Raw genomic sequence first — 25,780 nt, 5'->3', positions numbered from 1 at the left:
GATGACGCAACTTAATAATTAAGGAGGAATATTATCCCCAATTCCATATTTTTTCTATCTTTGGTTTTTAATGAATTTCCTTTATCCGGGCTTTCTTTTTGCACTACTATCGGTTGCCATTCCGGTTATCATTCATTTATTCAATTTCAGGAAATTTAAAAAGGTTTATTTCTCTAATGTTCAGCTTTTAAAAGAAGTAGAGCAGCAAAATTCATCAAAAGAAAAACTTAAAAACCTGCTTATTCTTGCATCGCGGATTTTAGCGATCATCTTTTTAGTGCTCGCATTTTCCCAGCCTTACATTCCTGCTCACAACCAAAAAGCTACGGCATTAAACAATATAGTTAGTATTTACATCGATAACTCTTACAGTATGGAAGCCGTTAATAAAGACGGCAGTTTATTGGACGAGGCAAAACGTAGGGCAAAAGAACTGGTTAAAGGTTTCGGAGTGAACGACCGGTTTCAGTTATTAACAAACGATTTCGAAGGGAAACACCAGCGTTTGTTAAATGAAGAAGCATTTTTAAAAGCACTGGATGAGGTGAAAATCTCGGCAGCGAGCCGCAATCTCCAGCAGATTTTAAACCGTCAGGAAAATTTTTTATCAGGCGCTGAAAATAAATACAGCTTCTTAATCTCCGATTTTCAAAAAAATATCCTATCCACCAAAAAACTCGAAACCAAAACGGATATTCAATATTCATTTTTAAAATTGAATGCGAATACCTTAGCCAATGTTGCGGTAGATAGCGTTTGGACACTTTCACCAAATCATCAGCCAGGTGCAAATGAACGTTTAGTAGTACAGCTAAAAAATTATTCGGAAGAAGATGCAAAAAATATTCCCTTAAAACTAAGCCTTAACAACCAGCAAAAAGGATTGGGTTCAGTAACCATTCCTGCGGGTAAAACAGTGAAAGATACCCTGAATTTCTCTGGACTTAATGCTGGGTGGCAAAAAGGTGTAGTGAGTATTAAAGATTTTCCCGTAACCTTTGATGATACCCTTTCATTCAGCTTTAAAGTGGATAAAAGTTTCCCGGTTTTAAGTATTAACGGGCCTGATGCGGGTAATTATATCAAAGCCTTATTTGCAGCTGACGGATATTACAAATTGGCTGAAAATGCAGAAAGCAACATCAACTATAGCAATTTTACCAATTATGGCTTAATTGTATTGAATGGGTTGAAAAATCCTTCCAGCGGACTGGCACAACAGCTAAGAACCTATCTCAAAGCAGGGGGTACAGTTGTGCTTTTTCCAGATCTGGATGCCGATATCCAAACTTATAATTCATTTTTAAGTGGATTGTCGCTTCCCACCATTCAGGGGCTAAATACTACCCCAAGTAGAGTTGATCAGATTGATCTTCAAAATCCAATTTTCAAGACTGTTTTTGAAGAAATTCCTAAAAATCTGGATTTGCCAACGGTTTCACGTTATTATTCTTTTGTGGAGAAAAACACATCTAATAAAGAAGATATCATGTCATTGGAGGGTAGAAGAACTTTTTTTGCTAAATATGGGATAGGGAATGGGCAGATTTATTTGTCGGCCACCGGTTTGAATGCCAATGATGGAAATCTGGCACGTCATCCGGTTTTTGTACCGTTAATTTATCGCTTAGCCCTAAGTGGGGGGAATGAAATACCACTCTATTATCATATTGGTAATGATAATACATTAGCCAGTAAAAAAATTGCGATAGGCAAAAACCAGAGTTTAAAAATTACGGCCGATCATTTCGAAGCCATACCTGAGATACGACAGGTAGATGGAAAAACATTGATCTATATCGCCGATCAGGTTAAAAATGCAGGCTTTTATAACTTGAAACTTGCTGATTCGCTGCTTGCTGTTTATAGTTTTAACAATGGCCGGACCGAATCTGATTTACATTACCTAAGCAAAACAGAATTGGAGCAATTAGCCGGTAAAAGTAACCTGAAAATATTTGATACCGATAAGGATGCTGTTAAATTAATTTCCGGTGGCAATAAAATCGGACAAACTTTATGGAAACTTTGTCTAATTTTGTCGCTGATTTTTATTGCATCAGAAATTTTGCTCATCCGATTTTTTAATAACACAAAGAAAACAATATGAATCTCCTGGTTAAAAATGTAACCATTGCCGATCCGCAAAGTAAATTCAATAGTCAACAATGCGATGTAAGAGTAGAAAATGGTAAGATCACGAACATAGGTAAATTATCTGCCGATAAAAATGAAACCGTTTTCGATGCTCAGGGTGCTTTTTTAACACCAGGGTTTTTCGATTTAAATTGTGCCGCAGGAGATCCGGGTTTTGAAACGAAGGAAGATCTTGATACGTTAACACAAACGGCGAAAGCTGGCGGATTTACAGGATTGGCCTTGTTACCGCAAACCAATCCGGTTGTACAGTCGAAATCTCAGGTCGAATATATCGTTAATAAGGCCAAAAATAATCTGGTTGACGTTCTTCCTGTGGGGGCCATCAGCCAAAACCGGGAGGCAAAAGAATTGGCTGAACTTTTCGATATGCAACAGGCGGGTGCTGTAGCTTTCTCTGATGGCGATAAAGCCCTGCAAGACGACGGCTTTATGAGCAGAGCCTTACAATATGCCAAAGGTTTTGATGCATTGTTAATGGTTTATCCCGAAAATAAATCAATTGCAGGTAAATCGCAGATCAACGAAAGTAAAAATTCAGTGCTGCTGGGGATGAAAGGTTTGCCGGCATTGGCCGAGGAAATGCACATTGCACGCGATATTTTTTTAGCAGGCTATAACGAGACCAAAATCCATATCAGCAATATTTCAACCGCAGGTGCAGTTGCTTTAATCCGTAAGGCAAAAAAAGATGGTGTTCAGGTTTCATGCGATGTAACGGCGCATCACCTCGTATTTACAGAAGAACTTTTAAGCGATTTTGACAGCAATTATAAGGTTAAACCACCCTTGCGTGGAAAAGCTGATGTAAAGGCATTAATTGCAGGTTTAAAAGACGGAACCATTGATGCAATTACTTCCCAGCACCGCCCGGAGGAAATAGAATTTAAAAATGTAGAGTTCGAAATTGCCCATTACGGTATTGTGGCCTTACAAACGGTGTTGCCGTTGTTGTTAAAAGCCGGATTGGATATCGCTTTAATTGCCGAAAAATTAGCCATTAATCCGCGCAAATTGTTAAATTTAACAGTTCCGGTAATTGAAGAAGGGGCGTCAGCTAACTTCACGGTTTTCAATGCAAGCGAAAAATGGCTGTATAATGCAGACAGTAATTATTCAAAATCGGCGAATAGTCCGCTGTTGGGTAGCGAGCTTACGGGTAAGGTAAAGCTGGTTTGTAACAATGATCAATACTGGGAGAGTTAAGGTTGAAGTTTAGAGAGTTGAGGGCAGAAAGTTTTTAATGATCTCTCAAAAGATATAGTAAAAAAAATATTGGTAAATTAACAGGTTATAAGGACTTAGACTGAAGCAAGAAATGATAATTTTGTTGTTCATGTCATACAATCTTATCATCCTAAAATCTTAATCATGGATAATAGAGTAAAAAAAGCATTGAGTGCTTCAATTAATAAATATGCTGAGATTTCGGCAATCAATGTTGAAGGTTTTGAAACAGAATTATTGTCTGCTTTTGAACTGGATGTTAACTTTTTAGATAAGGCTAACGCTTTTGATGCTGTTTTTGATTCGCATCCAAAATTTGAAGAGCTGAGAGAAGTATTTTTCGATTTACTGATGGTAAATTTCTTCAGCAGCGACGTGCAAAAACTGGAAGATGATTATTTGGAAAGCGATGAATGGGCCAATATTGAAGAGGAAACCATTGACAGGGGAACCGAACTTTTAAATCTCTTGTTATATATTAAAGAGTGCAAGGATGAAGATTTGGATCCTGAACTGGGTGATTTCCTGAAAGAATTTTTGTTGGTAGAAGACGATGAATTTCAGGATGAGTTTGAGATTTACGAAGAGCTGATCAGCAACCAGCAACTGGCCGAAAGCAGTGTAGAAGAGATCTGTAAAACGGCTGCAAAATTAAATATCAGCGAAGAAATGCAGGAATTGTTCGTGCCTTTTATGGTTTTCTTCCTGGATGTTGAAGGCAGTAAGGAAACTGAAAAAGAATTAATTCAATTTAGCCGTAACAAAGCTTTCGACGCTGCATCTTATACATTGATCACAACAATCAATAACTAAAAAATTAAAAAAAATGGACAAGAGTGCTCTTATTTCCAAATTAGCTTTAAAAAATGGATTAATGTTGGCTGCGGTTTCAATCGTATTATCACTAACCCTGCATTTTATCGATCCCGTTTTAATTTACACCAGTTTTATGGCGCAAATATTAATATTTGTTTTATTTATCGTTTTATTGGTAGTAGTAGGGATTAACATTCGTAAAGAAATTGGTGGTTTTTGGACATTTGGAGAAGCTTTCAAAGCTTTTTTGATTGTTTCGTTAATTTTGGCATTAACGGCTACCCTTTACAACGTAGTACTCATGAAATTTATTGATCCAGATCTTCCGGCGAAGGCTGCAGATGCGATTGAAACTGCGCAAAGAGCGATGATGGAGAAATTTGGAATGGCCAGCGAACAAATTGATGAAGCGATGGCCAAAGCCGGCAATATGCAGGAAAAACTTGAGCCTACCTTTAAAAATATATTTACCAGTTTTGGCGTTTCACTTGCGTTATATGGTGTGCTTTCGCTCATACTTGCTGCTATTTTGAAAAGAAAAGAACCAGTTACCTTTAACTCGTTTCCCAAAGAAGGCTAATTTTTGTACAAAATTTTCAACGTGCAGGTTTTATCATTTAATTTGATGAAATTTGCACGTTTTAATTTAACAAACCTCGCAGGTTCCGAAACCTGTGAGGTTTATGCTTAAAAATGGATATATCAATTGTAGTACCCTTGTTTAATGAAGATGAATCCTTGCCGGAATTAACGGCCTGGATTGATAAAGTGATGATCGCCAATAATTTCAGCTATGAAATTATACTTGTTGACGATGGTAGCACCGATAGATCCTGGGCTGTAATTGAAGATTTGAGACTTCAAAACCCTGCCATAAAAGGCATTAAATTTAGGCGCAATTACGGTAAATCTGCCGCTTTAAATGTCGGTTTCGAAGCTACACAGGGTGATGTGGTAATTACCATGGATGCAGACCTGCAGGATAGTCCTGATGAAATTCCGGAGTTGTACCGACGTATTAAAGAAGAGAAACTGGACCTGATTTCAGGCTGGAAAAAGAAACGCTACGATCCAGTTACGAAAACCATTCCCACGAAACTCTTTAACGCGGCTACCCGTAAAATGAGCGGTATCGAACTGAACGATTTTAACTGTGGCTTAAAGGCTTATCGTAGTGATGTAATCAAAACCATCGAAGTATATGGCGAAATGCACCGCTATATTCCCGTTATTGCCAAATGGGCCGGCTTTGGTAAAATAGCTGAGCAGGTGGTAGAACACCGTGCACGTAAATATGGCACAACCAAATTTGGTTTCAGCAGGTTTATCAATGGCTTCTTAGATTTACTTTCTATTTTCTTTGTGGGTAAATTCGGCAAGCGACCAATGCACTTTTTTGGGTCGTTGGGAGTTTTAAGTTTTCTTATTGGTACTTTTATGGCACTATGGATGATCGGTGAAAAACTCTATCACCTTGCCGCACATATTCCTTACAAAAGAGAAATTACTGATCAACCGTTATTTTATATTGCGTTGGTTGCTATTATTGTAGGCTCGCAAATGTTCTTGACAGGTTTTGTGGCCGAACTGGTAACCCGTAACGCACCAGAAAGAAACCAGTATTTGATAGAAAAGGAATTAAGGTAGAGGGTTAGAATGCGGAAGGTTTTATCCGCTCAAACCCTCAACCTTTAAACCCTCAAGCTTCAACCTCCAAAAAATGTTTTTCTCCATCATCATCCCCCTTTACAATCGTCCGCAGGAAATTGACGAACTTTTATACACTTTAACTAAACAGACTTATTTACAGTTTGAGGTTTTGGTAATTGAGGATGGCTCTAAAAACGATGCGAAGGAAATCGTTGCTTCTTATGCAGATCGACTGGATGTTAAATACTATTTCAAGGAGAATGCGGGACAGGGTTTTGCCCGTAATTTTGGCTTTGAAAGAGCTAAAGGCGATTACTTTGTTATTTTTGACTCTGACATTCTGGTTCCGGCCAATTACTTAGAGATTGTTAAAAATTATCTGTACGAGCATCATTTAGACGCCTATGGTGGCCCGGATGCAGCGCATGACAGTTTTACACCTGTACAGAAAGCAATCAGTTACGCCATGACATCGCCTTTCACCACCGGTGGCATCCGTGGAAACAAACAGCATGTAGGGCAGTTCCATCCCCGCAGTTTTAACATGGGCGTTTCCCGTCAGGCCTGGGAAAAAGTAGGCGGGTTTATTTTAACGCGTTTAGGCGAAGATATTGAATACAGTATCCGCATACATGAGAACGGTTTTAAGATTTGTTTGATTCCCGATGCAAAGGTTTATCATAAGCGCCGCACCAGCTTTAGCCAGTTTTATAAACAACTGCATTTTTTTGGCAGGGCCAGGATTAATATATATAAACATTTTCCAAAAGAGTTAAAGCTCGTTCATTTTTTTCCTGCCTTTTTTACATTGGGATTTGGTTTCACTATTTTGTGTAACTTTATATATCCTCCATTGGCATATGTTTGTAACTTCTTCTTATTGATTTACTTTATGTTGATATTTTTTCATTCATGGTCTGTAAATAAATCGTTAAAAGTTGCATTTTTGAGCATTATATCCTCATTTATCCAATTAACTGCTTATGGTTTAGGGTTTATACAGGATTTATTTAAACGTGTGGTATTCAAATAACATGATCAATTATTTAAAAGAAAGTACTTTTGCCGTTAATGATGTGATGCAAAAAGCCTGGGGCATCACCAGAAAACACTATTTCTCTATTGCTACTTTATGTTTTTTGATGTTTATTACCGCCAGTGCATCAAGTTTAATGGCCTTTTTTATTAAAGATGTGAGCAAAGCTTTAAGCGTGATCATGGTGATTATTTTCGTTCTGCTTTATTTTACCATAAATCTCTCATTGTTTAAGTACATCTTTCATTTAATGGATGATGAGGAAACCGATGTGAAGATTGTTGATACACTCCCAACCAGACAGCAGATTATCAGGTTTCTGATCGCTACACTTTATTTTGTAGGCTGTATCCTTGGTGTTTATCTGGTTGTCATTCTGGTCGCTTTTCCATTTATTTATACCGGGATTAATTTATCGATCGTTAAAAATGTAGCCATCTCGGTAGGGATTATTGCCATTTTCATTACCTGGTTAAGGATTTCATTTTTTCCGTTTTTTATTATCGATAAAGGTGCAACACCATTCGATTCTATCAAATTAAGTTTGGCTACCACGAAAGGAAATTTCACTAAGATATTATTGCTATTGGTTGTTTTGGGTGGTGGATATTTAATTTACCTGTTATTAAATTACCTGCAATGGCCTTTAATTGCCTTTATTGTAAATATTTTAAGTTCATTCATTATTGTTCCACTATCAAGTGTGGCCTTAACCGTTGCATACCGTAAAATTTCAAGCGAGTATAAAGGCGATGAGCATCCGGATATTTTACATAATATAGTTTAACCCCAACCCCTGAAGGGGGGTAAATCAGATTAAATTTATGGAAAGAGAACGGAACGGTAGAAAGGAAAAGTCTTCTTCAGGAGGCTGGGGATTAAAAGCAGCGTTAAGTAAACCCTTTGCGGCATTTGCAGTCTGGCAGATCAACAAATGGAAATATAATGCCGTTAATGCTCAAAATGATATATTAAAGCGGCTGGTTAAAGTCGCCGAAAATACAGCTTTCGGGAAAGATCATCATTTTAATGATATCAAAACCTATGCTGACTTTAAAAACCATGTGCCGATTCATGATTACGAAGGTTTAAAGCCTTATGTAGACCGTGTTGTGGCCGGAGAGGCTGATGTGCTTTGGAAAGGTAAACCACTTTATTTTGCTAAAACATCAGGTACTACATCAGGTGTCAAATATATTCCGCTTTCTAAAGAATCGATGCCTGAGCATATCAAAGCTGCTCGAAATGCCATTTTAACTTATATCAACGAAACGGGAAAGGCTGATTTTGTAAACGGAAAGATGATCTTTTTACAAGGGAGTCCGGTGTTGAATGTAAAAAATGGAATTAATGTAGGTCGTTTATCCGGCATTGTGGCCCACCACGTACCAGCTTATCTGCAAAAGAACCGGTTGCCTTCTTATGAGACCAATATCATTGAAGATTGGGAACAAAAGGTAGATGCCATTGTGGAGGAAACCATCAATGAAAACATGACTTTGATTTCAGGCATTCCGCCCTGGGTACAAATGTATTTCGATAAGCTTTCGGAAAAATCCGGAGGAAAGAGAATTGCCGAAATATTCAGGAATTTCAGTCTCTTTATTTATGGTGGTGTAAATTTTGAACCTTACCGGGCAAAAATTGAGCAGAGTATCGGTAGGAAAATTGATGCCATCGAAACCTATCCGGCTTCAGAAGGATTCATCGCTTATCAGGATTCGCAGAAAGATAAAGGTTTATTGTTATTGGCTGATGCTGGTATTTTTTACGAATTTGTACCAACTGATGAATATTACAATGATCATCCAACACGGTTATCACTTGGTGAAGTTGAACTGGATACCAATTATGCATTAATTTTAAATACCAATGCAGGATTATGGGGCTACAGTATTGGTGACACCGTTAAGTTTGTTTCTAAAAACCCTTACAAAATTGTGGTGACAGGGCGGATTAAACATTTTATTTCTGCTTTTGGCGAACATGTAATAGGAGAAGAGGTAGAACAGGCTATTTTAAGCGTAGCGAATGAAGAGCAGGTAGAAATTACAGAATTTACAGTAGCGCCACATGTTAATCCGGAAGAAGGGCAATTGCCTTATCACGAATGGTTTGTGGAATTTTCAACTGCACCAAAAGACCTGGCTTCCTTTAGCAAAAAGGTGGATGAGGCTTTGCAAAAGAAAAATATTTATTACTTTGACCTCATTGAAGGAAATATATTGCAGCCGTTGATTATACGTACTTTGCAAAAAGATGCCTTTGTAAACTATATGAAAAGTGAGGGAAAATTAGGCGGACAAAATAAAGTACCGCGGTTGAGTAATGACAGGAAGTTGGCGGAAGGGTTGGAGCGGTATATTGTTTAAAGAATCCGTCATTGCGAGGAGGAATGACGAAGCAATCCTCTACCGCCTCGGTTCGTGTCCTCACGAAACGAAATGCGAATAATGGTTTGTGAGGACACAAACCATGGCGGGAATAAATAAAGCTTAATTGATTTAAGCAAAACGGTATTAAATAATTTGAAAGAATAATTGATCGCCTCGGTTCGTGTCCTCACGAGACGAAATGCGAATAATGGTTTGTGAGGACGCAAACCATGGCGGGAATAAAATAAAGCTTAATTGATTTAAGCAAAACGGTATTAAATAATTGAAAAGAATAACTAATCGCCTCGGTTCGTGTCCTCACGAAACGAAATGCGAATAATGGTTCGTGAGGACACGAACCATGGCGAGATAAATAAAGCTTAATTAAGCAAACGATATTAAAAAGATTTGAAAAGAATAACCATATTAGGTTCTACAGGGAGCATAGGTACACAAGCTTTGGAAGTGGTCAGGGATCATCCTGGAGTTTTTAAAGTAGTGGTGTTATCTGCACTGAAGAATTCTTTATTGCTCATTCAGCAAGCAAAGGAATTTAAGCCTGCAGTTGTTGTAATTTGTGATGAAAGCAAGTACAACGAAGTTAAAGAGGCTTTGCATGGCCTTGATATAAAAGTTTTGGCAGGCGAAGCCGCCTTGTCCGAAGTTGCGGCTTATCCGGATAGCGATGTTGTGCTTACGGCGTTAATGGGGTCGGTAGGGCTTAAACCTACTATTGCAGCTATAACCGCGGGAAAAAATATCGCGCTTGCAAATAAAGAAACCCTGGTGGTCGCAGGCGAACTGATTACCCAACTCGCAGCTCAACACCATGTTAAAATTTTACCGGTTGATTCGGAACATTCGGCCATATTTCAATGTTTGGTGGGGGAGGAACAAAATGAAATTGAGAAGATTTATTTAACCGCATCCGGAGGGCCATTTTTAGGTAAAACAAAGGGTTTTTTATCAACTGTAAAAAAAGAGCAGGCCTTAAAACATCCCAACTGGGTAATGGGTGCAAAAATTACCATCGATTCTGCCTCGTTAATGAACAAAGGTTTGGAGGTAATTGAAGCTAAATGGCTGTTTAATCTCGAGGTAGATCAAGTTGATGTAATTGTTCATCCTCAATCAATTATTCACTCAATCGTTCAGTTTACCGATGGTTCTATGAAAGCCCAGATGGGCGTTCCTGATATGAAACTGCCGATCCAGTACGCATTAAATTATCCCGATAGGCTAAAAAACAATTTTAAGCGTTTTAATTTCTTAGATTATCCGACTTTCAGCTTTGAAAAGGCAGATATGGAAACATTCAGGAATCTGAACCTGGCATTTGCTTCCTTAAAAAAGGGAGGGAACATGCCCTGTATTTTAAATGCGGCGAACGAAATTGTGGTCGCGGCATTTTTGGAAGATAAAATCGGTTTCCTCCAGATGAGTGATGTAATTGAACAGTGTATGGAAGAAATCGGTTTTATAGAGAAACCACAATTGAACGATTTTTTAGAAACTGACAAACATAGCCGTATCTTAGCCGGCAGATTAGTAACAAAAAGTAAAGTTTAACATCTAACATAAAAATTTTATAAGCGAATATGAACGGATTGATTATGGCGGGGCAACTGCTGCTTGGATTGTCTTTATTGGTAATATTACACGAATTAGGACATTTCTTGGCAGCCAGAGCATTTGGTATTAAAGTAGAAAAGTTTTATTTATTTTTTGATGCATGGGGTTTCAAACTTTTCAGTTTCAAAAAAGGTGATGTTGAATATGGGGTGGGGTGGTTGCCACTTGGCGGATATGTGAAGATTGCGGGGATGATTGATGAGAGTATGGATACCGAACAGATGGCCCAGCCTGCACAACCTTGGGAGTTTCGCTCTAAACCAGCTTGGCAGCGTTTAATCGTAATGCTTGGGGGGATTATCGTAAACGTAATTGTAGGTATTTTTATCTTTTGGATGTTAACCTTCAACATCGGGCAAAATTATACGGTCAACAGTAAACTCAATGATGGTATTTCTGTAGGCACAATTGGTAAGGAAATCGGTTTGAAAAACGGAGATAAGATTTTAGCCATCAATGGCAATAAACTCATCCGCTTTGAAGACGCGATATCAAGCAAAGTATTGTTTGATGGGGCACAATTAACTATTTTAAGAGATAATAAAACCCTTTATATCTCCGTGCCGGATACCATTCTAAATAAAATATCTAAAAATGATAAAGAAAATTTTATCTCTCCAAGGTATACCATGGAGCGTGTGGAAAAGGTAAGTGCACCTGATGAGAAAGCAGATAAGCCATCATTTTTTGATAATTTATTTGGAAAAAAATTCGAGAAGCCTGTATATCCGGCATATGCTGCTGGTATTAAACCAGGTGATAGTATTTTAGCTGTGAATGGAAAACCAATCACTTTTTTTGATCAGTTTAAAGAAGAAGTCTCTGCGAATAAGTTAAAACCCATTACGGTTAAAGCCTTGCGCAAAGGAAAAGAAATCACTTTCAATCTTAAAGTAAGTAAAGAGGGTACAATCGGAATTATTCCTAACCTGAAAATGCCTGAAACTGCACATGTAGATTTTGGCTTTATAGAATCGCTTCCGGTAGGCGCTAACATGGCCTGGAGTACATTCGTAGACAATGCCAAAGGTATCGGAAAAATGATTACCGGTAAATTGAGTGCACGTAACATCAGCAGCCCGATCGGTATTGCAAAGGTTTATGGCAGCACTTTCGACTGGGTTAAATTCTGGACGCTGACAGGATTGATCTCTATGGCTTTGGCATTTATGAATTTACTGCCTATCCCAGGCTTAGATGGTGGACATGTGGTGTTTCTTTTGATCGAAATGGTACAGCGTAAGCCTGTAAGCGAAAAGGTGCTTGAAAGGGCTCAGATTGTGGGTTTCGTTATCCTGATCTGTTTAATGGTATTTGCCTTTGGTAATGATATTTTAAAATCTTTCGGTAAGTAAAAGCAAATTGATATTATTGCCGCAGATGCGCAGATCTGATTAGTCTGTACATCTGCGGCTTTTTAATTTTAACATACCTCATGAGTGTAGCAGCATCAGATATTAATTATTTCGATTTTTACGAATTACCAATTCAATTTTATCCGGATCAAAATATAGTAAAAGCAAAGTTTTATGCTTTGAGCAAACAGTTTCATCCTGATTTTTATGCCAATGAAAGCGAAGAAAAGCAGCAGGAAGTACTGGGATTATCTACATTGAACAACAAGGCTTACCAAACGCTAAGCAATGCTAAGAAACGCTTAAAATACGTATTGGAATTGAAGGGTATCGTAGCAGCTGATGAATCCTATCAACTGCCGCAATCTTTTCTAATGGAAATGATGGATATTAATGAGGCTTTAATGGATTTGGAATTTGAGCCAGATGCAGAAAAGCGCACACAGGTAAAACTTGATGTTGAGACGATAGAAAAAGATTTAACTAATGAGCTACAAGCGCTCACGAAGCAGTTCGACAGCAATCCAAAAGAAGCTGATGCGCTGTTGCCTGCTATCAAAGATAATTTCTACCGGCAAAAATACATTGACAGGATCAGGGAGAAATTGGCTTGATGATAACGAGTCAAAAGTCCGGGGTCTGGGGTCCGAAGTCCGAAGATATGTTGTAATAACCAGATGACGGACTCGGTGTTCTCTGTGCCTTCACTTAATGTGCTCGGTGGTAAAAAGATGGGATTGGTCTGAAAGTCCGGGGTCCGGAGTAGGAAGTCCGAAGATATGTCGTAATAACCAGATGACGGACTCAGTGTTCTCTGTGCCTTCACTTAATGTGCTCGGTGGTAAAAGATGGGGTTGGTCTGAGAAGTCCGGGGTCTGGGGTCCGAAGTCCGAAGATATGTCGTAATAACCAGATGACGGACTCAGTGTTCTCTGTGCCTTCACTTAATGTGCTCGGTGGTAAAAGATGGGGTTGGTCTGAGAAGTCCGGGGTCGGGGGTCCGGAGTCCGAAGATATGTTGTAATAACCAGATGAAGCGCTCAGTATTCTCTGTGCCTTCACTTAATGTGCTCTGTGGTAAAAGATGGGTTTGGTCTGAAAAGTCCGGGGTCTGGGGTCCGATTTCCGAAGATTTGGTGTAATAACCGAGAAATGCGCTCGGTGTTTTTTGTGCTTTAACTCTTTGACCCCTGTGGTTAATATACAATTGATACTCAACCGAGTCTCGGTAAGGTGATCGTCTAAACCCTAAACCTTCTACCTTAAAACCCTCTACCTCATAAAACACTCTATTGTAAAATCATTTTTTACTTTTTGTTAGAAAAAAGCTTTGTTTTATTTTCGGAACAAACAATCAGATCAATGAACAGTTCCCTTTCTATTTTTCGTAAAGTAGCCGTAGCAGAAGGAATATCATACCTGCTTTTATTATTTGTAGCCATGCCTTTAAAATACTTTGCTAACCTTCCCTTATATGTTAAGTATACCGGATGGGTTCACGGCTTGTTATTCGTATTATATGCAGCTACATTGGTTTTGGCCTGGCAGGAGCAAAAATGGAAGTTTGGTAAAGCAACCCTAATTTTTTTGGCTTCCTTGCTACCGTTTGCCCCGTTTATTGTAGATCGTAAGCTGAAAGACGAACGGCCGGAAAATGTAAATAGCATAAAGTAAAATAGTTATAGATTAATTGAAAATATTTTTTGGATTTTAACTTTCAATTTCTACATTTGCAACCCCGTCCAACACGAATGCCCGGATGGCGGAATTGGTAGACGCGCTGGTCTCAAACACCTGTGGGAAACCGTGCCGGTTCGACTCCGGCTCCGGGTACAAAGCCGGAAAGAGAGTTTTTCGAAACATTCTTTCCGGTTTTTTTTATACCATAAATTCTTGTTTATAAGGTGTGTGTGTCAGGCCGGCTGGGCTCAAGCAAAAAAATGCAGATTAATTTTAGGCATAAATTTTAGATCATCGGAATAGGAAGAGTTTCACATTTCTTACGCCTCTGCACAACTTGATCTCGCATTGAAGATTCAGTATGATAACCCTGCAAACGGCCTCAGCTAATTTTTTTAACCTGAACCAGATTGCCGGTTTTAATTGTATCTGAAAAGAACCTACCGCGACGATCTCTCCACTTTTGTGAATCTTATTAACTGGTGGGTAAAGCCCTTGATATCAAATCATTAATTATAATGACTTAAGTAATACATTTTTTTGTTCAAGTGATAAATTTGAGATGACATACCTTTTGCCTTAGGCGGCTAAACGACATTTCAATAGAAAATATGATGAAAAATGCCCAGGCGCTGCAAAGCAGTTAGTGTTTTTGGTTTGAGCGATATCCAGGTAATGGCTTCCCGGGAGAAGTACGGCACAAACGTCTTGTCCTACAAAAAGGAAAATGCCTTCCTCAATGCCCTCAAAAAAATTATAAAGGAGCCAATGGTGATCTTGTTGCTGGCTGCGGCCCTGATTTATTTTCTTACAGGAAAAACCGGCGACGGTATTTTTCTTTCTCTTGCCGTAATAATTGTTGCTGCCATCTCCCTCTATCAGGATTCGCGGAGCCGAAACGCTTTGGAAAAATTAAAAGATTTTTCGCAGCCCAAATGCAGCGTGATCAGAAACGGGATGTTGATGGATATAAACTCAGGAGATCTTGTCATAGGGGATTATCTGATGGTTGAGGAAGGAAAATCAATAACGGCTGACGCAGTAATTGTTCATTCCAATGATTTCTCTGTCAATGAAAGCGTGCTCACCGGCGAGTCGCTGGCTGTTTATAAAGACAGTTCTTCAGACGAGAATTTAATCTTTCACGGAACCACTGTTGCAAGCGGTCTTGCTATTGCCACCGTACAGGCTATAGGAAATAAGACCCGCCTGGGCATAATCGGGAAAAGCCTGGAGTCGATAAAAGAAGAAAAAACACCGCTTGAACTGCAGATAAACAATTTTGTTAAAAAAATGGTAATGGTTGGCGGTATGGTATTCCTCGCCGTGTGGCTAATAAACTACCTCCGCTTTCCACATATTCTCGACAGCCTGATCAAGGCACTGACCCTAGCAATGAGCATTTTGCCGGAAGAAATCCATGTAGCATTTACAACCTTTATGGCACTGGGTGCCTGGCGCATGATGAAAATGGGGATTGTCGTCAAACAAATGAAAACCGTTGAGACCCTTGGCAGTGCTTCAGTAATCTGTACCGATAAAACCGGAACCCTGACCGAGAACAGGATGAGCCTGACAAAAATATATGCCCTGCAGACCAATCAAATCTGTGATGTTGAAGGTCATGTTTTCGATTCGGCCACTCAGGAAATCTTAACCCTGGGTATGCGGGCCAGTGAACCTATACCCTTCGATCCAATGGATGTTGCCCTGCATGATGCCTACCTTAAAAATTCATCAGAAGACGAGCGCCATGCCTTCCATATGATTCATGAGTATCCGCTGGGAGGGAAGCCCCCTATGATGACACACCTGTTTGAAAACTCCCATGGCCAGCGGATTATCTCAGCCAAAGGGGCTCCAGAGGCACTTATGATGGTAAGTCATCTTAGCGAATTTCAAAAGCAAAACATCAATGAAGCGATTTTTTCGTTGGCCAAAGAGGGGTATCGCGTTTTGGCAGTAGGACAGGCAAGTTTTGAAGGGGATAATTTTCCAAAAAACCAGCAGGAATATGAGTTCTCATTTAAGGGACTCCTGGCTTTCTATGATCCACCTAAGAAAAATATCAGCGCTGTACTGGATGCCTTTTATGCCGCAGGTATCGCTGTTAAGATTATCACCGGAGACAATGCACAAACTACTGGTGCCATCGCAAGGCAGATCGGCTTTAGGGGTGCTGAAGATTGTATAGGCGGCGATGAGCTGATGCCGCTATCTTTAACCCAGCTTGGAAAAAAGGTCAAATCTGTAAATATTTTTACCCGGATGTTTCCTGAGGCCAAGCTAAAGATCATCAATGCAATCAAAAACAATAAAGAAATAGTAGCCATGACCGGTGACGGGGTGAATGACGGACCTGCATTGAAAGCTGCTCATATCGACATCGCTATGGGCAAAAAAGGAACTGAAATTGCTAAGCAGGCCGCTTCATTGATATTGCTTGAGGACGATTTATCCAAGATGGTTGATGCGGTGGCGATGGGCAGGCGCATTTATACCAATTTGAAAAAGGCCATACAATATATTATATCCATTCATATTCCCATTGTATTAACCGTGTTTATACCGCTGGCCATGGGCTGGATTTATCCTAATATTTTCTCACCTGTTCATATCATTTTCTTAGAGCTGATTATGGGGCCAACCTGTTCGATCATCTATGAGAATGAGCCGATCGAGAAAAATACAATGCTGCAGCAACCAAGACCGCTGACTTCAACCTTCTTTAATTGGAAAGAATTATCTATGAGTATCATTCAGGGATTGGTTATTACCGCAGGGACACTTGCAGCATATCAGTATGCGATTAATGACGGAGCGGATGAGCTAATCACACGCACCATGTTGTTCAGCTGCCTGATATCCGCAAATATATCGCTCACGCTGGTCAACCGCTCTTTTTTTTACTCGCTTTTTACTACCATAAGGTACAAGAATAATCTTGTTCCCATCATGATAGGCATTACCGTTGTCATTTCAGGTGCGTTGATCTACTTGCCTCCCTTGTCATCATTTTTTGAATTTCAGTCCCTTAGTTTAGTTAGACTCTTGATTAGCATTGTCTTGGGATTTGTTTCTGTCGCGTGGTTTGAACTTGTCAAATGGAGAAACAGGGCATATCAGCAATCAAAATAGAAAGCTTCGGTTAAAACCTTCCGGAACTCCCATCATGCCTGTTGCTTGTAGGATGAGAAAAAAAACGATGAGCAGGAGCTTGGGTGTTTAGCAGACTTTTTGAAGGTAATCAGCTATATCGGTACTGAATCTGCTCTGCTGATCGAAAACATATTTATATATGATCGATATCATCGCCGGAAAAAAGGAAAATTCTGAACTTAGGTGCATAACATGGTGGTGCAGTTGCCCGGCCAGCGAAAAATTGATAAATATCCGGATCATGAAAACAATACTTGCTTTGACCGATTTTTCAGAATCTGCTGAAAATGCGTCACGCTATGCATACGAACTTGCAAAAAGGGTTAAGGCTCACCTGATGCTTTGTAATGCCATCACCGTTCCGCTTTCACAGCCCATCCCCGGCGGAATGGTTTGGCCAATGGATTATGATTCGGTCATCAGCACGAGCAAAAGAGCGCTGAAAGACTTTGCCCATCTGATCGTTGATTCAAACGGTCTTCCAGATAAAGCCTTTCCCAAAGTTTCTGTAAAAGTAAAGGTTGGCGACATCTCTGATCTCGTGCGGGAAGCCGTTCTAACCACCAAAGTTAATCTGGCCGTGATGGGGCTTTCCGGTGCCGGAGATATGCGGAGGTTTTTTCTGGGTAGCAGTACCAGGGACATGATAGACGCGGCGCAGCTACCCCTGATGCTTATACCTAAAACTGTAAAATTCAATCCCTTTACCAAAATCGCGTTCGCAACCGATTTGAGTACCGCGGACTTTGAGGCCATCCAGTCCCTGGCAGTGCTGGCATCAGCATCCAATGCAGAGTTGCTTCTCGTCCATGTTGTAGAGAATGGGATGGGGCCCGAGAGAACAGGAAAGATCAATGACTTTATTGCCCGGCTGAAGACAGACATCAACTACGATAAGATATATTATAAAAATGTATACAATAAGGATGTTGAGGGTGGACTGGAATGGCTCAGTGAACACGGGCAAATAGATTGCCTTTCTATGATCCATCGTCCGCATGATTTTCTCGACGGGGTGCTGAAGGGTAGCCATAGCCAAAAAATGGCCAGGCTTACCGAACTCCCGCTGCTCGTATTTCCCCAGGGCCATAAGGATGTTGTTTCCTAAGAATCTCCAGACAAAATATATCCAAAATGATCCTAAAACGATGAAAGTCGCTGTGATCCATGGTTTGTGATCATCCCCAGCGTATTGAGTGGGTAAAGGTCAAAAAAACAAAAGGATCCTTCGCTAAACGCATGTCGATTTGTTATCTCTCATAAATGATTATGGTTTATGCAACAAAATTCAATCAATTAAAATGTCAGGTTTTTCGTTCAAAGTTTCCCAGTCAGGATATTTTTGATACGAAATACTTAACATGGGTTGGGTATTATTTTATAAACCCTTTGGCTTTCAAATCATCAACGATAGGCTAAATAAGCATTAAAAACGCTTTTAACATCTTACGTAGGCCTTAAACGGAGCAAAGCTTTGCCTGATCCATCCTTTTTGTAGTATCAAAATTATGAAGAATTCAATAAACTTTACCAGTACTAAATAATAGTTGGTCTTTTTTTGATAATACATTCATTTCGTAAATTCATAGCTTTTAACTATCTATGTCATTCATTAAGTTATTAATGGAAGGAGAGGAGAGTAAAACACTTAATATCGACCAATTCGAAATGATGTTTCGCAGAAACCATCAGTTTCTATGTGCTGTGGCTATGGAATACGTTCATGATCAGTTTACAGCGGAAGATATGGTGCAGGACTTTTTCCTTGACTTCTGGCAGAGGCGCCATACCATTCAGTTCACCACAAGTTTCGAAGCCTACGCACGAAGAGCTGTAAAATATAAATGTATCGATTTCCTGCGTAAAAGTGCTGTAAATGAAAAGAGGAATTCGATGTTGGACACGTTAGATCAGGAGCAAGAAGATATTAATGAGACAGAATATAGCGAAATCAGGCATCAGCGTTACCTGAAAATTGTCCAATTGGTTCAAAAACTTCCGGAAAGCAGGCAAAATATTTTTATCATGCATGCGGTAGACAAAATGACCTATGTAGAAATTGCAAAAAAGCAAAATATTTCTGTAAATACGGTTAAAACACAATTAAGCAGAGCTTATTCTGCGCTTCGCAGTCATATAGTTCTAGTTTGCATTACTTTTACCCTTTTTCAGGGAGTATTTAAATTTATTTTAGAGAAAAAATAAAAATTTATCCATTGGCTGTCACCCATTTTCAATACATCTACGACAGTGTTGTAATATGGATAAGAAATTCAGCAATTTTACTCCCGACTGGGACAAGCTTTTAGATAAACTAGAAGCTGATGAGCAGTTATCAAATTCCCTGAGTGCCGATGAACAATTACTTCTGGCAGAACTTCGCACCATCAGGAATGCATCTGCTGACGCACTGAAAGCTTATTCTCTTTTTGATACCGATAAAAAATGGGCTGAACTAAGGGCTCAGATCGAGCCAACAGCGGCTGTACGGCGTAAGGTTGGTGTGCGTAGACTTTGGTTCAGCATCGCAGCTGCCGCAGTGCTGTTTATTATAGCCATTGGTTTTATTTATAACCGCTATCAGCAGGAGCCGCAGCCACCAAAGCTGGTCAATATGATCAAAAACGATATTGCACCTGGCAAAAATGCTGCTACCCTCACCTTAGATAACGGCAAACAAATTATCTTATCTGCTGCTAATAATGGTAATCTGGCTCAGGAAGCAGGAATTGTGATCAGTAAAACTGCAGATGGGCAGCTCATTTACACCGCAACAGGTGCTAAAACAGCTGCAGGTACACACATTCATACCTTGTCGACTGCCAGGGGTGAAACTTATCGCCTGCGTTTGCCAGATCAAAGTGAAGTATGGCTGAATTCATCGTCCTCTATCAAGTTCCCCGCATCATTTGCATCGGCGAAATCGCGTAAAGTGGAACTTACGGGTGAAGCTTATTTTCAGATTGCAAAAGATAAAGTACATCCCTTTATTGTAAAAACCAACCTTCAGGAGGTACAGGTACTGGGCACACATTTCAATGTGAACAGTTACGCTGATCATCGCAAAGCAGTAACTACGCTTATTGAAGGAAGCGTACGGGTGTCCAATCGTTCACGACAGACAAAAACCATTAAACCTGGAGAACAATCGACAGTACAGGACGGGCAAGACATTGCCGTTGCGCCTGCCGACATTAAAAATGTAATGGCCTGGAAAAATGGTTATTTCCGTTTCAGAAATGAGTCGATTGAAGAGGTGATGGCAAAGATCAGCCGTTGGTACGATATCGATGTGGTATATGCCGGGAAAGTATCGGGTGAGCTATTCAATGGTAACATTTCGCTTCATAAAAATATAAGCGAAGTGCTGAATATGCTTAGCTATTCAAATGATGTTAAATTTAAAGTTGAAGGAAGGAGGGTAACCGTTATACAATAGAAATATACACAATCTAATCTATCGGAAATTCAAATTCGTCCCCCCGGGACCACAAGGGGCTGCGATGCAGAATAAATTTAAATACCAGTCCGACGCCAATCGAACTGGTAATAAAAGTCCGGTAATTAACCAAACAGTTAACTAACCGCTAAAAGCCGCGAACTCGAAATACAAGGCTTTAAGCAACAACCAAACTTATCAAATGTACCAAATTTGCACTAAACCAGTGCGCTTTCTTAGCGCGCAACACAAACTATGGAGAGTTATGAAGCTAACCACTTTACTCATACTTGCTTTTATCATGCAGGTAAGTGCGGCCACCTACGCACAAAAAATTACCCTTTCGGCCAAAAACGCCGGACTATTTACCATTTTTGATCAGATCAGCGACCAGACAGGATACGATTTTGTGATCACGAATTCTGTGTTAAAGGGTTCTAAAAAAGTTACGATAGACGTTAAAAATGCTGAACTGAACGACGTTCTTGATCAGATATTCAAAGACCAATCGCTGGAATTTACGATTACCAACAAATCAGTACTTGTAAAAAAGAAAGCGCCTGCATTATTCGAAAAAATTATTAATCATTTTCAGGCGATTGATGTTACCGGTAGGGTGCTCAACGAAAAAAATATGCCTCTTCCCGGCGCTATTGTAAGTGTAAAGGGATTGAAAAAACAGGTAGTAACCAATAGTGATGGTGAGTTCAAACTGGAGAATGTGGATGAAGATGCTGTACTTGTAGTTACGTTTTTAGGTTATCAAACCAGGGAGATCAAGGCCTCGCAGAATCTTGGTAATATCATACTCAACATTCAACCCAGTCAGCTAGATGAAGTAACCGTTTCAACAGGTTATCAAACGCTTTCAAGAGAACGCGTTACCGGATCATTTTCGAAGGTATCATCCAAGCAGCTGGATCAACAGCGTCTAAGTAGTATGCAGTCGCTACTGGAAGGCAGGGTACCAGGTTACAACAATGGCCTGATCAGAGGAACAACTTCAATGAACAACCAACTGGTACAGCCTTTATATGTAATCGATGGCTTCCCTATAGAAAACCTGAAGCTCGATGCCAACAATAATGTAGCTCAAGGCATACCGGGACTAAACCTGGAAGATATTGAAAGCATTACGGTACTTAAAGATGCTGCTGCGGCATCTATCTATGGAGCACGTGCTTCCAATGGTGTTATCGTTATTGTAACCAAGAAAGCAAAAATGGGCAAGCCTCAAATCTCTGCCTCGAGTACATTCACTGTATCACCTTACAGGTTATATACCGATAACCTGACGAGTTCGTCAGACATCGTAGAACTGGAGAAAGAATGGGCGGCGAATAACCCGAATTTACGGGGTGCAAATGCTGCTAATTATGCGGCCAACCTATTGCAAAATATGGCCTATCCGAGCCAGGGTATTAATGCTATTCTGAAAAATGCCGCTGGTACGCTATCACAAGCAGATCTCAACAGCAGATTAGCACAACTGGCATCCAGTGGATACCAGTATTATGATGATGTAGAAAATTACAGTAAGCGTAATCCCTTTTATCAGCAATATAACCTGAGTGCCGGCAGTGCAACCGAAAAAAATGCTTTATATTCATCTGTCACTTACCGTAACAATAAAACACAGGATAAATTTGCAGGTGATGAATCCGTTGGTGTTAATATCAACAACACCACCCAGATCACCAAGTGGCTGAGCATGGAACTGAGTACCTTCTTGTCTTACGTTGAGGGTAATACCCAGCCTTATAATACCTTATCACCGGGATATGCCTATTTACCTTACGACCGTTTGGTGAATGCCGATGGAAGCAACTTTACTTCTACTGCAGCGTCACGTTTATCTGCCAATACCATGGCACTGATCAATAATAACCGGCTGTACAATATGGACATTACGCCATTGGATGAACAGGCAATGAACCTTGGCAAAACAAAGAACTTTACTAGCAGGTCGTTTGTCCGCCTGGGTGCAAAAATAACCGATTGGTTATCTTACAAATCGAGTTTTCAATATGAGTATGCAACCAGCAGGCTCGATCAGCTGTATGATAAAAATTCCTATTTTGTTCGCAGTAAGGTAAATAGTTTTGCTTCTGGTAATCCTGTAGCTGGCGGAACCGCAATCTTCAATCTTCCCTATGGGAATATCAATTACAAAGAAAATCAGTTCAATAATGCATATAACTTCCGCCAGCAGTTAAACGTTGACAAAACTTTTGGGGAGAAACATAGCTTTACCGCTATTTTAGGTTCTGAGATCAGGAACAGAAAAATTGAATATTATAATCAGTCGCTTTACAATTATAATCCAAATACATTAACCTACAGCTTAGTCAACCAGCCTTTATTGGGCAGCTACCCCGGTAATATTCTCGGAGGGGGAAATTTTACTGCAAGAGATGCAGCCTTTAATAGGGTCAATATAGAGCGTTTTGTCTCTTTCTACAGTAATGTTGGCTATGCCTATGATGAAAAGTATCTCTTTACAAGTAGTATCCGATGGGATAAGTCAAACCTCTGGGGTACCAGTTCAAAATATCAGCATACACCCATCTGGTCATTTGGCGCAGGCTGGAATATCAACAAGGAATCTTTCTTTAATGCAGACTGGGTAGACCGGTTGAAATTACGTGCTTCACATGGTATCGGCGGCAATGTTTACACTAATAGTGCACCATTTACCACTTTTAATTTTAACCCTAACTACAATGTAGGAGGCTTGCAGGCAACAGTAGGCAGCAGACCAAATCCAATGTTATCATGGGAAAAAACAACAACCACCAATGGCGGTTTGGACTTTGCTGTATTGAATAACCGTTTGTCGGGTTCAGTAGATTATTATCGTAAAAGAGGTACCGATTTACTTGCCAATACGCAGGGCGTGCCCACAGAGGGATTTGGTTACTCAACCTATGTGATCAATAACGGAAAGATGCTGAATAATGGTATTGAAGTGAATCTGTCTGGCGATATTATACGCGCTAAAGATTTGAACTGGAACTTAAGTGTACAGTATGCTTATAACAAGAATAAAGTTACCTACGTGAATGTCGAGGCTCCTTTCTATATTCTTCAGCTTGATTATCCGCAATCATTTCCGCGTATCGGAAATCCATACAATGCCATTTACAGTTATCAATGGGCTGGTTTGAGTGATAAAGGATTGCCACAGGTTTATAATGAAAAAGGAGAGAAGGTGTTGGCTTCGCCAACTACGCTACAATCTATTGTGTACAGCGGAACGACTGTTCCAAAATACAGTGGATCATTTAACAGTACGCTGGATTATAAAAACTTTACTTTATCTTTTCTATTGACTTTCGAGGGCGGTCATAAAATGAGGAATACATTTTTACCTACACTCGGAGCCGGCTATAATAGTGCACTTAACGGCTATGTAACGCAAATTAGTACCGTAAACAAAGATATTGTAAACCGGTGGAGAAATCCTGGTGATGAGCTAACAACCAATGTACCTAAAGTGGTTTTTGCTGAAGATCCTGCATATAACAGCCAAAGTGCCAGTATGTATGGTTATGCTGATATCAATGTGATTGATGCGAGTAATATGCGTTTAAGAAATATTTCACTTGCATATAAAGTACCGCAACTGGTGGCTAAAAAGGCAGGGATGAGCAATATACGTTTCCAGTTTAATGTGGAGAATGCATTTACACTGGCCAAATCTCAAACGGCGAAATACCTGCTTAATGGATACAGCATGCCGAATTATGTATTGGGAGCTTATCTGACTTTCTAAAAACCGTTTATACTGCACCAGCAGTAAAAGAACATTTAAAGATATAAGTGATGAAAAAAATACTTTTAAACACCATAAAATTAGCCGCTATCGCTTCAGTACTGAGCCTTAGCAGCTGCAATAAATTTATTGATATACTTCCTGTAGGGTACGGACAGATTCCTACCGCACTATCAGATTATGAAGCCCTGTTGCGCGATGAATATGGCAACCACCGCACAGATATTACCCAGGCTGTACTTTTGCTGAACGACAAGTTTGAAACCAGCGGCAACCTGAATTACTATCCCCTGTACAAGGCAAACTATAACTGGAATGAATCGGCGGATCGAATTGCATTAAACAATGCCGATGAAGGTACCTATTACAACATGTACACCGGAATAAACACCAGCAACCTGATTATCGAAAAGGCAGCCGGTACTACCGGTGGTACCGATGCACAGAAAGCTGAACTGATTGCTCAGGCGAAAGTGCTGAGGGCGTTTGATTATGATATCCTCGCCAATTATTACGCAGATACTTATGAAGAAGCAAATGCAGGCACCAAATTATCGGTGCCGCTGATCCTCAGTGCTGATATTGGCGCTCCTTATACGCAGGTATCGATTAAAGAGTTATATGATTTTATGTTAAAGGATATCAATGAGGCCATTCCAGCTTTGGGTGCCACCAGTGCAACAATACTTCATCCTAACCTCGGATCAGCAAATGCGTTGAAAGCCAGGATACTTTTACAAATGGGAAGATATGCAGAAGCTTTGGCTGCCGCGAACGAAGCGTTGAAGTACAATGATAAACTGTTCGATTGGACAACTTTTTATAATACTTACAAAACGCAGATAGAGGCAGTTAATGTATATTCAAATGCGCCTTCGCCAATGGGCTTTAATTATGTGGAGAATTATTATTTCCGTCATGGTTCATCTAGTAATGCGGGCCGGGAACAGTCGATCCGCGTGGACCGTGCAACCCGTTTTGAACAGGGAGATGCAAGGTTTGCTTCACGCTGGAAACTCCGGACAGTTGGTGCAGATACTTATTATACCAGCATTACCACCGGATATTTCAACATGGGTGGACTAACCACCACTGAAGTTTACCTGATTAAAGCAGAATGTCAGGCACGTCTCAATGATGTTCCAGGTGCAATGTCTACCCTGAACATGGTGAGGGTAAAAAGAATCTTTGCTGCAAATTATGCACCGCTAAGTGCAGCTAACACTATTGAAGCGGTAAAACTCATTCAGCGGACCAAAAGAAACGAACTTATTTTAGGCATTACACCATTTGCTGATACACGTCGCCTGAATAAAGATGCTAATTATGCTGTTACGCTGAGCAAAACGGAAGGTGGCCAAGCCTTAACGCTTACTCCTAATTCACGTATGTGGACGATGCCATTTCCACAGGGTGCCTCAAAAAATCCGGGTAATGGCACCATCAAACAGAATGTAGATAAGTAAAGAAATACCAAGT

18 protein-coding genes and 1 tRNA gene are annotated in these 25,780 nt (G+C 40.0%); all 19 read left to right on the top strand.

Going from position 1 to position 25,780, the window contains the following annotated elements; translation table 11 throughout:
* Positions 1-70 precede the first annotated feature (70 nt).
* The 19 genes from DV942_RS05335 (at position 71) to DV942_RS05245 (ending at position 25,767) form a co-directional block, all read left to right on the top strand.
* The gene (locus tag DV942_RS05335; protein WP_145855865.1) at positions 71-2,110 is read left to right on the top strand and encodes a vWA domain-containing protein; all 2,040 of its coding nucleotides are present in this window, start codon (positions 71-73) and stop codon (positions 2,108-2,110) included.
* Entirely contained in the window at positions 2,107-3,363 is a 1,257-nt protein-coding gene (locus DV942_RS05330; protein ID WP_145855864.1) for a dihydroorotase, read from the top strand. Before DV942_RS05335 ends, DV942_RS05330 begins: the two co-directional genes overlap by 4 nt.
* Positions 3,364-3,528: 165 nt before the next feature.
* Entirely contained in the window at positions 3,529-4,197 is a 669-nt protein-coding gene (locus tag DV942_RS05325; RefSeq protein ID WP_145855862.1) for a hypothetical protein, read from the top strand.
* A gap of 13 nt (positions 4,198-4,210) precedes the next feature.
* The gene (locus DV942_RS05320; RefSeq protein ID WP_145855860.1) at positions 4,211-4,780 is read left to right on the top strand and encodes a DUF4199 domain-containing protein; all 570 of its coding nucleotides are present in this window, start codon (positions 4,211-4,213) and stop codon (positions 4,778-4,780) included.
* A 113-nt stretch (positions 4,781-4,893) separates the two neighbouring features.
* A complete protein-coding gene (locus DV942_RS05315; RefSeq protein WP_145855858.1) occupies positions 4,894-5,847 on the top strand; it encodes a glycosyltransferase family 2 protein in 954 nt (317 codons plus the stop codon).
* Between the two features lie 73 nt (positions 5,848-5,920).
* Positions 5,921-6,883, top strand: coding sequence for a glycosyltransferase (locus tag DV942_RS05310; RefSeq protein WP_145855856.1), 963 nt, complete (start codon positions 5,921-5,923; stop codon positions 6,881-6,883).
* 1 nt (position 6,884) lies between these two features.
* Positions 6,885-7,673: a hypothetical protein gene (locus DV942_RS05305; RefSeq protein ID WP_145855854.1), complete on the top strand. Its 789-nt coding sequence runs from the start codon at positions 6,885-6,887 to the stop codon at positions 7,671-7,673.
* 37 nt (positions 7,674-7,710) lie between these two features.
* Positions 7,711-9,258, top strand: coding sequence for a GH3 auxin-responsive promoter family protein (locus DV942_RS05300; protein ID WP_145855851.1), 1,548 nt, complete (start codon positions 7,711-7,713; stop codon positions 9,256-9,258).
* A 411-nt stretch (positions 9,259-9,669) separates the two neighbouring features.
* Positions 9,670-10,830: a 1-deoxy-D-xylulose-5-phosphate reductoisomerase gene (locus DV942_RS05295; protein ID WP_145855849.1), complete on the top strand. Its 1,161-nt coding sequence runs from the start codon at positions 9,670-9,672 to the stop codon at positions 10,828-10,830.
* Positions 10,831-10,859: 29 nt separating this feature from the next.
* A complete protein-coding gene (rseP, locus tag DV942_RS05290; protein ID WP_145855847.1) occupies positions 10,860-12,248 on the top strand; it encodes an RIP metalloprotease RseP in 1,389 nt (462 codons plus the stop codon).
* Positions 12,249-12,328: 80 nt separating this feature from the next.
* Entirely contained in the window at positions 12,329-12,862 is a 534-nt protein-coding gene (gene hscB / locus DV942_RS05285) for a Fe-S protein assembly co-chaperone HscB (RefSeq protein WP_145855844.1), read from the top strand.
* A 748-nt stretch (positions 12,863-13,610) separates the two neighbouring features.
* On the top strand, positions 13,611-13,922 hold the full coding sequence (locus DV942_RS05280; protein ID WP_090981994.1) for a DUF3817 domain-containing protein: 312 nt from the start codon (positions 13,611-13,613) through the stop codon (positions 13,920-13,922).
* 79 nt (positions 13,923-14,001) lie between these two features.
* Positions 14,002-14,081, top strand: a tRNA-Leu gene (locus DV942_RS05275).
* Between the two features lie 504 nt (positions 14,082-14,585).
* Positions 14,586-17,066 (top strand): cation-translocating P-type ATPase, encoded by a 2,481-nt coding sequence (locus DV942_RS05270; RefSeq protein ID WP_244950834.1) that lies wholly within the window; start codon positions 14,586-14,588, stop codon positions 17,064-17,066.
* A gap of 160 nt (positions 17,067-17,226) precedes the next feature.
* On the top strand, positions 17,227-18,195 hold the full coding sequence (locus tag DV942_RS05265) for a universal stress protein (protein WP_145855840.1): 969 nt from the start codon (positions 17,227-17,229) through the stop codon (positions 18,193-18,195).
* 494 nt (positions 18,196-18,689) lie between these two features.
* Entirely contained in the window at positions 18,690-19,292 is a 603-nt protein-coding gene (locus DV942_RS05260) for an RNA polymerase sigma-70 factor (RefSeq protein ID WP_145855837.1), read from the top strand.
* Between the two features lie 55 nt (positions 19,293-19,347).
* Positions 19,348-20,526, top strand: coding sequence for a FecR family protein (locus DV942_RS05255; RefSeq protein WP_145855835.1), 1,179 nt, complete (start codon positions 19,348-19,350; stop codon positions 20,524-20,526).
* A 265-nt stretch (positions 20,527-20,791) separates the two neighbouring features.
* Positions 20,792-24,301 carry a SusC/RagA family TonB-linked outer membrane protein gene (locus DV942_RS05250; protein ID WP_145855833.1) on the top strand — a complete coding sequence of 1,170 codons (3,510 nt, stop codon included), beginning with the start codon at positions 20,792-20,794 and terminating at the stop codon, positions 24,299-24,301.
* A gap of 50 nt (positions 24,302-24,351) precedes the next feature.
* Complete coding sequence (locus tag DV942_RS05245; protein ID WP_145855831.1) at positions 24,352-25,767, top strand: RagB/SusD family nutrient uptake outer membrane protein; 1,416 nt, start codon at positions 24,352-24,354, stop codon at positions 25,765-25,767.
* Positions 25,768-25,780: the final 13 nt, after the last annotated feature.

The organism is Pedobacter suwonensis (assembly GCF_007833675.1).
GTDB lineage: Bacteria > Bacteroidota > Bacteroidia > Sphingobacteriales > Sphingobacteriaceae > Pedobacter > Pedobacter suwonensis.
Note: the sequence above shows the minus strand (reverse complement) of the source record. Positions and strands in the feature narration are given on the sequence as shown.